This window comes from Streptomyces sp. NPDC057010 (assembly GCF_042673805.1).
Classification (GTDB): Bacteria; Actinomycetota; Actinomycetes; order Streptomycetales; family Streptomycetaceae; genus Streptomyces.
On the sequence record NZ_JBHUSC010000010.1, the window covers coordinates 87,378 to 100,559 of the forward strand.

General features: G+C 71.9%; 12 protein-coding genes and 1 tRNA gene. 5 read left to right on the forward strand and 8 right to left on the reverse strand.

Annotated features, from left to right (window positions below):
- Positions 1 to 20 precede the first annotated feature (20 nt).
- Positions 21 to 1,157: an acyl-CoA dehydrogenase family protein gene (locus ACFTXQ_RS13130; RefSeq protein ID WP_382639539.1), complete on the forward strand. Its 1,137-nt coding sequence runs from the start codon at positions 21 to 23 to the stop codon at positions 1,155 to 1,157.
- On the opposite strand, the gene ACFTXQ_RS13135 is transcribed toward ACFTXQ_RS13130, so the two are convergent.
- The 3 genes from ACFTXQ_RS13135 to ACFTXQ_RS13145 form a co-directional block, all read right to left on the reverse strand.
- Positions 1,144 to 2,238, reverse strand: a complete 1,095-nt coding sequence (locus ACFTXQ_RS13135; protein ID WP_382639542.1) for a sugar ABC transporter permease — start codon at positions 2,236 to 2,238, stop codon at positions 1,144 to 1,146. The two genes, ACFTXQ_RS13130 and ACFTXQ_RS13135, sit on opposite strands and share 14 nt — an antisense overlap.
- The gene (locus tag ACFTXQ_RS13140; protein ID WP_382639755.1) at positions 2,235 to 3,365 is read right to left on the reverse strand and encodes an MFS transporter; all 1,131 of its coding nucleotides are present in this window, start codon (positions 3,363 to 3,365) and stop codon (positions 2,235 to 2,237) included. Before ACFTXQ_RS13140 ends, ACFTXQ_RS13135 begins: the two co-directional genes overlap by 4 nt.
- 130 nt (positions 3,366 to 3,495) lie before the next feature.
- A complete protein-coding gene (locus ACFTXQ_RS13145; protein WP_382639545.1) occupies positions 3,496 to 4,101 on the reverse strand; it encodes a TetR/AcrR family transcriptional regulator in 606 nt (201 codons plus the stop codon).
- A 223-nt stretch (positions 4,102 to 4,324) separates the two neighbouring features.
- On the opposite strand from ACFTXQ_RS13145, the gene ACFTXQ_RS13150 reads away from it, so the two are divergent.
- Positions 4,325 to 6,061: an amidase gene (locus ACFTXQ_RS13150; protein ID WP_382639548.1), complete on the forward strand. Its 1,737-nt coding sequence runs from the start codon at positions 4,325 to 4,327 to the stop codon at positions 6,059 to 6,061.
- 98 nt (positions 6,062 to 6,159) lie between these two features.
- On the opposite strand, the gene tsaD is transcribed toward ACFTXQ_RS13150, so the two are convergent.
- A complete protein-coding gene (tsaD, locus tag ACFTXQ_RS13155) occupies positions 6,160 to 7,248 on the reverse strand; it encodes a tRNA (adenosine(37)-N6)-threonylcarbamoyltransferase complex transferase subunit TsaD (protein ID WP_382639550.1) in 1,089 nt (362 codons plus the stop codon).
- Positions 7,249 to 7,331: 83 nt separating this feature from the next.
- On the opposite strand from tsaD, the gene ACFTXQ_RS13160 reads away from it, so the two are divergent.
- A complete protein-coding gene (locus tag ACFTXQ_RS13160) occupies positions 7,332 to 8,210 on the forward strand; it encodes an alpha/beta fold hydrolase (RefSeq protein WP_382639552.1) in 879 nt (292 codons plus the stop codon).
- A gap of 91 nt (positions 8,211 to 8,301) precedes the next feature.
- On the opposite strand, the gene ACFTXQ_RS13165 is transcribed toward ACFTXQ_RS13160, so the two are convergent.
- Positions 8,302 to 8,856, reverse strand: a complete 555-nt coding sequence (locus ACFTXQ_RS13165) for a hypothetical protein (RefSeq protein WP_382639555.1) — start codon at positions 8,854 to 8,856, stop codon at positions 8,302 to 8,304.
- A 189-nt stretch (positions 8,857 to 9,045) separates the two neighbouring features.
- On the reverse strand, positions 9,046 to 10,227 hold the full coding sequence (locus tag ACFTXQ_RS13170; protein ID WP_382639557.1) for a S8 family serine peptidase: 1,182 nt from the start codon (positions 10,225 to 10,227) through the stop codon (positions 9,046 to 9,048).
- A 376-nt stretch (positions 10,228 to 10,603) separates the two neighbouring features.
- On the opposite strand from ACFTXQ_RS13170, the gene ACFTXQ_RS13175 reads away from it, so the two are divergent.
- The gene (locus tag ACFTXQ_RS13175) at positions 10,604 to 11,023 is read left to right on the forward strand and encodes a protease inhibitor I9 family protein (protein ID WP_382639559.1); all 420 of its coding nucleotides are present in this window, start codon (positions 10,604 to 10,606) and stop codon (positions 11,021 to 11,023) included.
- Positions 11,024 to 11,581: 558 nt separating this feature from the next.
- Positions 11,582 to 11,654 (forward strand) — tRNA-Ser (locus ACFTXQ_RS13180).
- A gap of 95 nt (positions 11,655 to 11,749) precedes the next feature.
- Here the strand turns inward: ACFTXQ_RS13180 and ACFTXQ_RS13185 are convergent.
- The gene (locus ACFTXQ_RS13185) at positions 11,750 to 12,625 is read right to left on the reverse strand and encodes a sigma-70 family RNA polymerase sigma factor (RefSeq protein ID WP_382639562.1); all 876 of its coding nucleotides are present in this window, start codon (positions 12,623 to 12,625) and stop codon (positions 11,750 to 11,752) included.
- Positions 12,622 to 13,014, reverse strand: a complete 393-nt coding sequence (locus ACFTXQ_RS13190; protein WP_382639564.1) for a VOC family protein — start codon at positions 13,012 to 13,014, stop codon at positions 12,622 to 12,624. The genes ACFTXQ_RS13185 and ACFTXQ_RS13190 overlap by 4 nt, the downstream gene beginning before the upstream one ends.
- Between the last annotated feature and the right edge of the window lie 168 nt (positions 13,015 to 13,182).

Consider the following 13,182-nt stretch of genomic DNA (forward strand, 5'->3'; position numbering starts at 1 on the left):
CGGCCCCGTTGCGTGAGCGGGTGGCCCGATTCGTCCGGAACGAGGTGATCCCGTACGAAGCGGTGCTGGACGCGGGAGGGGCCCGTGCATCAGCCGCGCTGGGCGAGCTCCGTGGCCGTGCCGTCAAGGAGGGACTGTGGGCGCTTCCCCTCCCGCAGGAGCTGGGCGGCGGGGGTCTGGCCTTGGGGGCGTACGCCGCACTGGCCGAGGCCGAGGGCGCCAGCGATCACGGACCCACCGCTCTCGGCTCCGCTCCCCTCCTCGACGTCACGATGCTCGCGCGCCACGGCGGCAGCCGGATCCGTGAGGCGTACCTGGCACGCCTGGTCGCCGGTGAGATCCGCACGTGCTACGCGATGACCGAGCCCGGTGTGCCGGGAACGAACCCGTTCCAGACCGCCACCCGGGCCGAACGCCGGGCGGACGGCGGCTGGTCGGTCACCGGCCGCAAGTGGTTCACCTCGGGAGCCGCGACCGCGGACCTGGTCACCGTGCTGGCCCGCACATCGGGCTCCCCGGGAGACCGCGAGGGGCTGTCGCTGCTGCTCGTACCGACCGGCTCCCCCGGCTTCCGCGTCGTCCGGGAACTCCCGGTATTCGGTGCGGCGGGCCAGTACGAGATCTCCCTCGACCAGGTTCCGGTGCCGGCCGACCACGTCGTAGGCGAGGAGGGCGGGGCACTCGCCGTCGCCGGGGAGCGCCTGCAGCTGGGACGGACGTTGCGCTGCCTGCGCTGGCTCGGCCAGGCCCGGCGGGCCTTCGACCTCATGTGTGAGCGGGCCGCGACCCGGAGCGGATCGCGTGGACCGCTCGCCGACCATCAGCTGGTCCAGCAGCACGTCTTCGACGCCCTCCTCGCCCTGCGCACCACCCGCCCGCTGGTCCACGAGGCGGTCGCCCTGATCGAGGCCGGGCAGGACGCGCACGTCGAGGTCGGGCTGGCCAAGGTCGCCGCGGCGCGGATGCTCCAGCAGGTCACGGACTCGGCGATCCAGGTCCACGGAGCCGCCGGCCTCGGCCCTGACACTCCGCTGCCCGCTCTGTTCCGCAGTGGCCGCGCCGCCAGGATCCTCGACGGCCCGGACGAACTGCACATCACGTCGGTGGCCCACCGCGTCCTGCGCGGCTACGGCGCGCAAGCCCCTACACGAGGGTGATGTCGACGACACCCTCCAGGGCGGCGAGCGCGAGCGTCAGGAAGAAGGTTCCCCAGATGAGTTCGTGCCGTACGGCCAGTCCCTTGCCCGCGTCGTAGCAGCCGTCCACCAGCCGTCCCACCGGCGCGTTGACCGCCTCCCCGTCGGAGAGGTGGCTCTCGGCCAGTCTGCTCAGGATCGCCACGGCCCGGTAGGAGCAGTGTTTCGCCCGCGGGCCGGGGACCCTGGCCAGCTTCATCAGCGCCACCGCGGTGATGGCGGCGGACGAGGTGTCGAGCGGGCCGTCGGGCCGCTCCGACTCGGCGGGCGGGATCAGCGGACCCGCCAGGAATCCTCCCCTGGACAGGAGTCGTTCGGCCGCCGCCGCCAGGCGGTCGGGCCGGTGCCGGGCGAGCTCGGGATGCAGCAGCGCTTCGGCGACCGCCAGCAGAAGCCAGGCGCGGCCCCGGCTCCATCCCGGCGGCGGATCCGCCAGGGGCTGCCACTCGTGCCGACCGGTGTACTGCCATACGGGCGCCGGCCACTGCTTCTGCGGGAGGTACTCGCCCAGGCAGAGGTCGAGGTGCCGGTGCAGGTGCGCCGACGCGGCCTCCGCTCCACCGGGTCCGGCACCGGCCAGCAGGGACAACATCCCGGGAACGGCATCCACGCGAGCCAGCAGGCGGGGCCCGCCGAAGGCGGCTCCCCAGGGCACGAGACCCAGCGTGGGGTCATGCGCGGACAGGCAGGCGCCGGCGGCCGCCTTCCTGAGCTCCTCGGCCTGGTCGTCGTCGATCGCCAGGGCGGTTCCGTACCAGAAGATCAGGCCGCGGGTCGCCGTGTCGGCCCCCACCCAGCCCGCGAGGCGGGCCGTGCACCCTGCCGCTGCCGCCCGGTCGGCGTCGGCTCCGGTGTACCGGGCCCTGAGCCACAGCAGCCCGGCCCAGAACCCGCCGGCCCACGAGCCGCGACCGGTCGTCGTCCACCGGCCCTCCTCGGGGTCCGCGTACAGGGGGAAGCGCGCGCCCGACTCGGACTCGGACTCGGTGACGCGTTCCATCAGCGCCGCCAACGCACGGCCGGCCCAGTCCGTGCCGATCATGCGGACCGTACCTGCCGCTCACGGCGGTCGCGGGCGGCCCAGAGGAATGCGACCGCGCCCGCCGCGGCGAACTCCGCCGCCACCAGAAGCCAGCCGGCCCCGTACCGGTGGTCCTCCGACACCAGCAGCCCGAACAGCGGCGGTCCCACGGCGAACCCGGCGAAGAAGCCGGCCGCGGTCAGCGCCGAGTCCTGACCCGCCCGCCCCGGTGCGGCCCGCTGCATCACGAGCACCATCGTCACGGCGTTTCCGGAGACGGCGAACACCCCGACCGCGACGGCTCCGAGCCACACCAGCGGCCCGACCGCCACCGCCCCCACGAGGAGCACGGCCGCGCCGAGCGCCCCGCAGGCGAGCCATCCCGGCAGCCACTCGGCCCGCCCCGGACGTGCCGCCTTCGACCAGCCGACCCGGCCCGCGATGCCCGTTACGCCCAGCACTGCGACCAAGGCAGCGGCCGCGGTCGGCCCCAGCCCCAGTTGCCGTGCTCCGAACAGCGCGAGGTAGGTGTTCACGGAGGCGATGCCGCAGCCCAGGAACAGCGAGAACACCGCGAGCCACGCGACCGCCCCCCGTGGGACGAGTGAGGTACGGGGGCCGCCCGGGGCGACCGGAGGATCGGCGGGCAGAGCGCGCGCGGCCCACAGCCCGGTCAGCAGGGCCGCACCCGCCGCAGTCCAGACGGCGCCGCGCCAGCCGAGCCCCGAGGCGAGGGCCGCCAGTGGCAGCCCGGCCGCGAACGCCCCCAGTTGGACACCGGACTGCTTCATGCCGGTGACCGCGCCCCGGCGGGCGGGCGGTACCGCGGCGAGGATCGCCTTGTTGGTCGCCGGATTGGCCAGCGCCTGCGGCACTCCGCCCAGCGCGACCGCGCCCAGCAGCAGCCCGGCGCCAGGGGCCGTACCGATCAGTGCGAGCGCCACGGCGGAGATCAGGAGCAGGGCCACCAGGGAGCGTCGCGGCCCCACCCGGTCCACGATCCGGCCGCCGGCCGGCGAGAGCAGGGCTGCCGTACCGAACCCGATCGTGGTCGTCAGCCCCAGAGTGACGGGAGATATCTCCAGCTCGTCCACGAGGCGCGGCCCGAGTGCGCCGAGCAGGAACAACTGCAGCATCGAGAAGGCCATGGCGGCGGTCAGGAGCCCGGTGAGCTGTCGGCCTGCGCGGAATGTCGTCCCTTCCGGCGCAGCAGTCGCCGCTTCCTCCGCTGGCACAACCGTCTCCTTCCGAGGTCCATCGCAACTGCCGGATGCGAAGTCAGTCGGTCGAGCAGTCCCTCCGGTTCCCCCCTCTCCTTGTGGCCCGCACCACACCTTCGGCGGGACGCAGTTCGCGTTCGAGGGCGGACAGGGCGAACGCGTGCGGTGAGGTGTGCTGCCAGCGGGACCGTCCGAACATCACGTCTTCGGAGATCCCGCTCAGCATGGCCACGGCCCGGATGGTGAACTCGGGAAGCTCCACTTCGGCGAACTGTCCCAGATCCCGGCCCTCCCGGAGGATGGCTTCCAGGCGCTCGTCCCAGCCGTCCAGCAGCTCGGTGAGGATGCGCCGGCCCGCTTCGTCGTGGCGCTGGGCCAGCACCTTCGTCCACAGCGCGTACCGTTCGTCGCCTTGGTGGCGGGGCAGGTAGAAGCCGACGAACAGGTCCAGCTTCTCCGCAGGGGATGCGGCCTGGTCGGCGGCCTGCTGGAACCGGGACCAGAGATCCGCTTGGCTCCACGCGAGGACTTCGAGCAGGAGCCGGTCCTTCTTGCCGAAGTGGTAGAGGATGTGCCCGGTGCTCATGCCGGCCCGCGCGGCGATGTCCGACATCCGCACGGCTGCGGTGCCCTTCTCGGCGATGACGCTGATGGCAGCCCTCATCGCCCGTCCCCGCGCTTCGTCCCCGCTGGGCTGGCGCTTCCTGTCCCCTGGGGCCCGGGCGGCGGGCCCGGTCTCTGACGTCGGCATGGTCCACGCACCTCGGCTCGTGCTGACTAGATTTTCAGTCTAGACTGAAAATCTAGTCAGTGCGATGGGGAGGCCGTCGGTCGGTCCGACGCCCAGCGGCTCGCCTGTCCGTCCCGACCACCCTGGAGACACCCGCATGACGCACGGATTCGATGTCGTGGAGACCTGTATCGCCGACCTGCGTGCGGCGCTGGAGAAGGGTGAGACCACTTCTGTCGAGCTGCTCGACGCCTACCTCGCCCGGATCGAGGCGTACGACCGGCCCGGCACGGCCACCGCTCTCAACGCGATGGTCGTGATGAACCCGGACGCCCGGGCGGAAGCGGAGGCCAGCGACGCACGCCGTGCGCGGGGCGAGACGCTCGGCCCGCTGGACGGCATCCCGTACACCGCGAAGGACAGCTACCTCGCGAAGGGTCTGACGGCCGCGTCCGGCTCCCCCGCGTTCGAGCACCTCGTCGCCCAGCGCGACGCCTTCGCCATCGAGCGCCTGCGCGCCGGCGGGGCCGTCCTCATCGGCCTGACCAACATGCCGCCGATGGCGAACGGCGGCATGCAGCGCGGTGTGTACGGCCGCGCGGAAAGCCCGTACAGCGCCGACTGGCTCACCAGCGCCTACGGCTCCGGCTCCTCCAACGGCTCCGGCACGGCGACGGCCGCGTCGTTCGGCGCGTTCGGCCTCGGCGAGGAGACCTGGTCCTCGGGCCGGGCACCCGCTTCGAACAACGCGCTGTGCGCCTACACGCCCAGCCGCGGCGTGATCTCGGTCCGCGGCAACTGGCCGCTCGTACCGACCATGGACGTCGTGGTCCCGCACACCCGCACCATGGCCGACCTGCTCGAACTGCTCGACGTCATCGTCGCCGACGACCCGCACACGCGCGGGGACCTGTGGCGCGCGCAGCCGTGGATCTCGCTGCCCCCGGCCTCGCAGGTGCGACCCGCCTCCTACCCGGAGCTCGCACCCGCCGATGCTCCGGCAGCGCACGACGCGCTCGCCGGCAAGCGCGTCGGCGTACCCAGGATGTACATCAACGCCGACCCCGGGGCCGGAACGAACCCCGACGGAGGCATCGGCGGCCAGACCGGTCAGCGCATCGACACGCGTCCTTCGGTGATCGCCCTGTGGGAAGCCGCGCGCCGCGACCTGGAGGCAGCCGGCGCCGAGGTGGTCGAGGTCGACTTCCCCGTCGTGTCGAACTACGAGTCCGACCGCCCCGGTGCGCCCTCGCTGCTCACCCGCGGACTGGTCGGCCGCGACTTCCTCACCTTCGAGATAGAGGACCTGTCCGCCTGGGCATGGGACGACTTCCTGCGGGCCAACGGCGACCCGGCGCTCTCCACCCTGGCCGAGGTCGACGGTGCCCGCATCTGGCCCAAGCAGGAAGGCGAACTGCCCGACCGCTACGACGGTTTCGACGACACGATCGGCGACTACCCGCGCTTCGTGCGCGAGCGCCCGTACGCGGCCCTCACCGACATGCCGCACCTGGAGCAGGGGCTGCGCGGGCTCGAGGAGACGCGCCGGGTCGACCTGGAGCTGTGGATGGACGGACTGGGCCTGGACGCGGTGGTGTTCCCCGCGGTCGCAGACGTGGGCCCCGCCGACATGGACGTGTCCGTGGCGTCCGCCGACCTCGGCTGGCGCAACGGCGTCTGGGTCGCGAACGGCAACCTGGTTCCCCGGCACCTCGGCATTCCGACGGTGACCGTGCCGATGGGTGCCATGACGGACACCGGCATGCCCGTCGGGCTGACCTTCGCAGGCCGCGCCTACGACGACAACGCCCTGCTGGTCCTCGCCGCGGCCTTCGAGAAGACCGGCAGCCCGCGCACGGTGCCGGCGCGTACGCCGCGGCTGTCGGCGCGGTGACCTGACCGGAGTTCCTCCGGGCGGTTGCAACACGGGCCGGACGCGTTCTGCCCGGCCGGGTGGACGTGACACGCCCGTCACGCCCACCCGGCGGCACCTCAGACCCGCGCGGCGGCGCGGGCGACGGGATGCAGGGCCGCGTACTCCAGCGGCGCCGACGGATCGATCGACACGTCCAGCTGGGCCGGACCCGAACCCGCCCGCACCAGGAGGTCACCGACGGCGGCGATCATCGCCCCGTTGTCGGTGCACAGGGTCAACGGCGGCACCCGCAGCTCGACACCCGCGGCGGCGCAACGCTCCTCGGCCAGGGCCCGCACCCGCGAGTTCGCGGCGACCCCGCCCACCACCACGAGGGTCCGCACCCCGTACTCCTCGCAGGCGGCCAGCGCCTTGCGCGTGAGCACGTCCGCGACGGCCTCCTGGAGGGAGGCGGCGCCGTCGGCGAGGGGAAGCTCCTCGCCGCGGATCCGGTGCTGCTCGGCCCAGCGCGCGGCGGCGGTCTTCAGCCCGGAGAAGGAGAAGGCGTACGGGGCGTCACCCGGACGCGTGAGCGGACGCGGGAACGCCACCGCGCACCCGTCGCCCCCGCGGGCCGCCCGGTCGATCGCGGGTCCGCCCGGGTAGGGCAGACCGAAAACCCGGGCCACCTTGTCGAAGCACTCCCCCGCGGCGTCATCGACGGTGTCGCCGAGGTGCAGGATCGGATCGCGTACGAGGTCCCGTACGAACAGCAGCGAGGTGTGCCCGCCCGAAACGATCAGCACCATGCACGGGTTCGGGAGCGGCCCGTGCTCCAGCGTGTCCGCGGCCACGTGCCCGGCCAGGTGGTGCACCCCGTACAGCGGTACGCCCGCGGAGTAGGCGAGGGCCTTCGCGCCGGCCAGGCCCACCTGCAGCGCACCCGACAGCCCCGGTCCGGTGGTCACGGCCACCGCCGTGATGTCCGAAATCCGCAGCCCCGCCTGGTCCAGGGCCTCCCGGACGACCGGGTTGAAGGCCTGTACGTGGGCACGGGCCGCGATCTCCGGCACCACCCCGCCGAAGCGCGCGTGCTCGTCCATGCTCGACGCCACCACATGCGCCAGGAGCCGCCCGCCGGACACGATCCCGGCCCCCGTCTCATCACAGGACGACTCGATGCCCAGCACCACCGGAGAGCCCACTACGACCCCTTTCGCACTCATAAAGCAGTTGCAACCTATGTGCAATAAGGTACGCGGCCGAGGGAGCAGGGGAGGTACGTGCGCGACAGGCCGAGAATGCAGGTATGGGCGAACGCGTTTTTGCAGCGGATGGCGTCGAACTGTGCGCCGAGTCCTTCGGCGCCCCCTCGGATCCGCCCATCCTGCTCATCATGGGCCTCGGGGCTTCGATGCTCTGGTGGGAAGAGGGCTTCTGCCGGATGCTCGCCGAGGGCGGGCGCTTCGTGATCCGTTACGACCACCGCGACACCGGCCGTTCGATCACCTACGAGCCGGGCCGTCCCGGGTACACCGCCGCGGACCTGGTCGGCGACGCCGCCCGCGTGCTCGACGCCTACGGGCTCCCAGCCGCGCATGTCGTGGGCGTCTCGGCCGGCGGGGCACTCGCGCAGCGGCTCGCACTCGATCACGCCGATCGGGTCCTCTCGCTCGCCCTGGTCAGCACGTCCTCCGTCGTGCCGGGCGACCTCGGGCTTCCCCCGCCCACCGAAGAGTTCTTGCGGTTCGTCGCGGCCGCGTACGTCGATTGGTCGGACGTCGATTCCGTGATCGACTACCAGGTCGCCTACGCCCGCATGCTCGCGGGGGGTCGGCGCCCGTTCGACGAGACCGCCGCACGCGGCCTCGTCCGTCGCGACGTCGAGCGCGCCCACGATTTCAGCGCGGCCCGCAACCACGACTCGCTCGAGGACGGCGAGCTCACACCGGCGCCCCCGTCCTCGATCGCCGTGCACACGTTGGTGATCCACGGGACTGCCGATCCGATGTTCCCGATCCGGCACGGGGAGGCACTCGCGGAGCAGATCCCCGAGGGACGGCTATTGCCCCTGGAGGACGCCGGCCACGGCCTCGAGCGAGCCGACTGGGCGACGGTCGTTCCCGCACTCCTCGAACTCACCGCAGCGGACAACGCCGACCAGGCAGTGCCCGGCAACGCTCTTTGAGGTTGCGTCCCGGTCCCGGCCTGCCGGGTCAGGGACCCGACGGCCGGACGTCGAGCACGGGTGCCTTCCCCGCGGTCACGAGGACGGTGTGTCAGGAGACGCTCTTCGACGCGCTGGAGACGACGCACTCCTTGTACTCGCTACCGTCGCCCTTGCCGGTGTACGGCGTCGTGGCCTCGGCCTGCTGGGAGCCACCGGCCTTGACCGTCAGGTTGGCGACCCTGGCCGTCGCCGGGAGGACGCCCGACCCGGGCGCGCCTTCGAACTTCATGGTGATGTTGTAGGTGTAGTTCGACGAGCCGCTGTTGGTGACGGTCAGCTGGGCGACGAGCTTCTTGCCCGAGTCGTCCAGGCGGCACTTGTCGATCTTGATGTCACGCTCGGCCTTGTTGGCGCTGCTCGAACCGCCGGTGACGGAGGGGGTGCCGGACGAGCTGCCGGTGGTGGTGCTGCCGGTGGTGCCGCTGCTGTCGCTGCCGCCGGTGGTACCGCTGCTGGAGGTGCCCGAGCTGCCCGAGCTGCCGGAGTGGGAGGAGCTGGAGCCGTGGCTGCCGCCACAGCTGGCTCCGTGGGAGCCACGGGCTCCCGTAAGCGCGACGACGGCCACACCGAAGACGGCTATTGCGCGGACATGACGAAGCTTCACATTCAATCCCGTTGCAAAGAGTGATGAGCAGATAGGCGCCTCGGCAGGCGCACGTCACCTTAATATCGTCTTTATGCCGCCTGGTTGCGTCCCATCCGGGCCGGCCCACCGGATCGTGACACGATCACGACATACTGATCACATGCGGGGCGCGGGCCGCCGATCCCTGCGGCCCGCCGCCCGACGTGGTTACAACTCGCCCGTGTACAGCAGCCGGTTCGGGCTGGTCCTGCTGATGTTGGTCAGGGCGTCCTTGGTGGACTGGTCGTCCAGGAAATCGGCGATCTCCGCCGGCTCTGCGGTCGGGTGCGCCTGCTTGTAGAGGACGGCGACACCCGCGACGTGCGGCGCGGCCATGGACGTGCCGTTCAGGGCCACGCTGCCGCCACCGAGCTTGGCGGAGACGATGTCCTGGCCCGGGGCATAGAGGGACAGGCACGGACCGTAGTTGGAGAAGTCGGTCTCCTCGTCGTACCGGTTGGTCGCGCCGACCGTGACCACGCGGAGCGCTGAGGCGGGGGAGACATTGCAGGCGTCGATCGCGGAGTTGCCCGCCGCGAAGACCGGCAGCACACCTGCGTCGGAGAGCGCGGTCGCCGCGTTGTTGACCGTCTCCGACCGGTCCCCGCCCAGAGAGCCGTTCAGCACGGCCGGCTGCTTGGCGTTCTTGGCCACCCAGTCCATGCCCGCGAGGATCCCCGACCACTCGCCCTTGCCCTCGCAGTTGAGGACACGGACGCTGACCAGGCTCGCCTTGCGCGCCACCCCGTACGACTTGCCCGCGACCGTGCCCGCCACGTGCGTACCGTGCCCGTTGCAGTCCTGACCGTTGCGCCCGTCGTTGATCGCGTCGAAGCCCGGCTTGGCGCGGCCCCCGAACTCGTCGTGCGCGTAGTCGATGCCTGTGTCGAGGATGTACGCGGTCACGCCGGCGCCGTTGCCCTCGGTGCTGAAGTCGTCGTCGAGCGGCAGCAGCTTCTGGTCGATCCGGTCCAGACCCCACGACGTGGCCGGGGCCCGCATACCGCTCGCGGAGGACGGCATCGGCACGGACTGCACCTTCGCGTCCTCCTCTACCGCCTTCACCCCCAGGCTGTTGCGGACGATCGACAACTGGAGCGGGGTCATCGGGACCGCGAAGCCGTTCAGCGCCGAGCCGTAGACGAACGTCGGCTTCAGACCCAGCTTCTGCGCGGCCTTCGGCGCGTCCCCCCCCTTCTCCAGGATGACGATGTACCGGCCGGGCACGGCGTTCGCGGCGGCGTGCAGCGGTGCCGGGGTCGGTTCCGGGGTGTCGGCGGAGGCGGCTCCGGCGGCGATGGAGGGCACGGTGAGCAAGGCGGTGGTGGCCAGGCGTGCGAGCAGGCGCATGAAGGGAACTCCCTGACGGGGTGAAGGCGGGCATGGACCGGCCGCCCCCACGACGACGGGTTGCCTGCGCGGGGACGGCCTCTCCCCTACATCGGGTCCCTTTTCCGCCCGCCTTGAACCCGGCCCCCGCACGACCGGTCCCCTCGTTCGGCCTCGTCAAGGCACGCTGACGCCCGGATGCGCAAAGGATCGCCCCTTGTGGGCCCGGGACCATGTCCGTCTGCGGTCCCCAGCCGGACGTCCCGGGCGGCCCCAGCAAGATCACCTGTACGGCCCGCCCCCACACCGGGGAGCGCACGGCTGGTGCGCTCCCCGTGCCCCCGCCACACCCCCGGACGTCGTTGAACGGTGCCGCCGGCCATGGTGGCCTCGCCCCATGCGCAACCGTGTGAGCCGAGCCGCCCTGCCCGTGGCCGCCGCCGTCCTGGCCGCCGTCGCGGTCCTTCCTCTGTCCACCGCCGCCACGGCCGCCGTACGCGAGCCCGCGCCGCGGGCCACTCCGGCCGACTGGCCCTCGTACATCGTCACCGTGCGGCGAGGCGTCGACCCGGCTGCCGTGGCGGCCCAGGCCGGCGTGCGACCGGAGCGCTCCTTCCACCACGCCCTGAACGGCTTCGCGGCCCGGCTCAGCCCGGCTCAGGTCGCCGAGGTGGCTGCCCTGCCGGGGGTGGTGTCGGTGGAACCCGACGGCGCCGCGGGGCCGTTCGGGCGGCCTGGAGCATCAGTTGCCCTTGACCTCCAGCGCCCCTCGCGCCAGGCGATGAACGTGACGTACGCTTCCCGGAAATCCCGGTAGGCGGCGTCGTACGCGCCCCGGCGCTCAGAACTGTCGTCACCGAGTAGCGCGTTGAGCCGTTGCTGCACGCGGCGGGCCATGTTCCGTACGTGATCCGCCGCGTCGGACACAGCGGCAGGGCCATCGAGCCGGACCTCGTGCATCGCCCTGTTCATGTCCCCGATGGCCGGGCCTATGCGCTCGTACATCTGCGTCAGGAGCCGGCCCTTGCTCTCACGGTCACGCGCTGCATCAACGTCATCGATCTGCCACGTGACCACGTTGAACGCGTGCGCGCAGCTCATCATCTCCCGGTATGCGGATCGGCGCCGCTCACGCTCCTCACGCAGGGCCTCCGCCCTCGTTGTCGCCTCGGCTTGGGCCCGCGCCGCGCGGAGAGTCGCCCGCGCGGTGATGTAGCTGGCTCCGAGTGCAGTCAGTGCCGTGAGGACGCCGACCCACAGTCCGCTGTTCGTCATGGTCGAAAAGTCTGTCAGCCGAGCGTGGCAGTGGAACAGTCCGCGCCTTCTACGCCCTCGCCTCGGCGTTCGCTTGCCGTAGCCTGTTCATGCCGCGGCGGGGGCGGTAGCGCAGAGGTCGTCGCACCCTCTTGCTCAGAGGGATGACGCCGGTTCGAATCCGGCTCGCCCCCGCCGCGCGCACTCTCGCAGCACTTGGTCCAAGTCCGCGATCCAGGTCGGCCCGGGGTGACTTGCGCCTGCACGGGCCGACCCTGACGGCACCGGCTCAGCCCGGGTCGGGCAGCTGGATCGCGGCGAGTTTGGCCGGGTCAACGACGATGTGGATGCCGGTGATCCGGCCTTCGGTGACGGTGAAGGCGATGACGGAGAGAGGGGTTCCGTCGGTGCGCCAGGACATGTGGCCGGGAACGCCGTTGACCAGCACGGGTCGGTGGCGGGCGACTTCGCCGGAGAACATGCGGGCGCCGGTGGCGACCTGGGTGGCGCCGAGGGTGACGACCACCCCGGCGGGGGTGTCGACGGTCAGCTTCACGTTCGGGTCGAGGACACGCAGGAGCGCTTCGAAGTCGCCGCCGAGGGCGGCGGCGCGAAATGCCTGGACGACCTCGCGGTGCTCGCGGCCGGGGCTCGCCGGTCGGTCCGTGGCCCGGACCTTGCGGCGGGCTCGGCTGGCGACCATCTTGGTGGCGTCGGCGGATTTGCCGAGGATCTGGCCGATGTCGCGGAACGGGACGGCGAACATGTCGTGCAGGACGAAGGCCAGGCGTTCGCCGGGGGTCAGCGAGTCGAGCACGACGAGCAGGGCGAGGCCCACTGAATCGGCCAGTGCCGCCTGCTCGTCCGGCGCGGGGTCGTCGGCGGGCGTCACCACGAGTTCCGCGAACTGTTGTCCGTAGGCGGTTTCGGGGTGGGCCTGGCGGGATCTCAGAAGGTCCAGGCTGATGCGGCCGACCACGGTGGTCAGCCAGCCCCCCAGGTTGTCGATGGTCGCCGCGTCCTGGCGGACGAGGCGCATCCAGGCCTCCTGGACCACGTCCTCGGCGTCGGCGTGAGAGCCCAGCACGCGGTAGGCGACGGCGCGCAGCCGCTCGCGCTGGGCTTCGAAGGCTTCGGTCACGAGGCCGGACGGGTGGGCGGTCACGGCTTGCGCTGCTGACGGAGCGAAACCCGGTTGCCGTCCGGGTCCACCGCCTCGATGCGGACCCCGAACGGATAGTCCTCGGGCTCCGCTTGCTCGAAAACGACGCCGCGCCGGCGCATGAGCTCGAAATCCTTCCGCAGATCGTCGGACTCCAGGATCAGCGGACCGGGCACGGCATGCCGGCCCGCGTCACCCGGCTGTCCCGCGGCCGCCGCGTGCGACCACAGGATGATCTGCACCGGGCTGTCGGGTATGCCGACGGTGAGGAACCGTCCGTCGGGCCCCGGGAAGTCGATGGTCTTCTCCAGGCCCAGCCCCTCGGTGTAGAACTCCAGCGCGCGGTCCTGGTCGGTGACGTAGACCGTCACGTACATGATCTTGGTCAGCATCCTGCTCTCGATTCACTCGTCGGTCCGACAACCGTTCGCATTCGGTCGTCGCCCCTATGACGAGTGCCGACGGAGGAAGGTAACAAGACCCTTCCGTTCCGCCGGTCGTGGTCCTGCACTGCGCGGACCACATGGCGGTCCTGCTCGCCGACCGCCCGCACGGCGGCG

Coding starts and splice junctions, on each gene's coding strand:
- ACFTXQ_RS13190 (WP_382639564.1), bottom strand. CDS start 13,014: ATGCTGACCAAGATCATGTACGTGACGGTCTACGTCACCGACCAGGAC.
- ACFTXQ_RS13175 (WP_382639559.1), top strand. CDS start 10,604: ATGCGCAACCGTGTGAGCCGAGCCGCCCTGCCCGTGGCCGCCGCCGTC.
- tsaD (WP_382639550.1), bottom strand. CDS start 7,248: ATGAGTGCGAAAGGGGTCGTAGTGGGCTCTCCGGTGGTGCTGGGCATC.
- ACFTXQ_RS13145 (WP_382639545.1), bottom strand. CDS start 4,101: ATGAGGGCTGCCATCAGCGTCATCGCCGAGAAGGGCACCGCAGCCGTG.
- ACFTXQ_RS13140 (WP_382639755.1), bottom strand. CDS start 3,365: ATGGCCTTCTCGATGCTGCAGTTGTTCCTGCTCGGCGCACTCGGGCCG.
- ACFTXQ_RS13170 (WP_382639557.1), bottom strand. CDS start 10,227: ATGCGCCTGCTCGCACGCCTGGCCACCACCGCCTTGCTCACCGTGCCC.
- ACFTXQ_RS13160 (WP_382639552.1), top strand. CDS start 7,332: ATGGGCGAACGCGTTTTTGCAGCGGATGGCGTCGAACTGTGCGCCGAG.
- ACFTXQ_RS13135 (WP_382639542.1), bottom strand. CDS start 2,238: ATGATCGGCACGGACTGGGCCGGCCGTGCGTTGGCGGCGCTGATGGAA.
- ACFTXQ_RS13150 (WP_382639548.1), top strand. CDS start 4,325: ATGACGCACGGATTCGATGTCGTGGAGACCTGTATCGCCGACCTGCGT.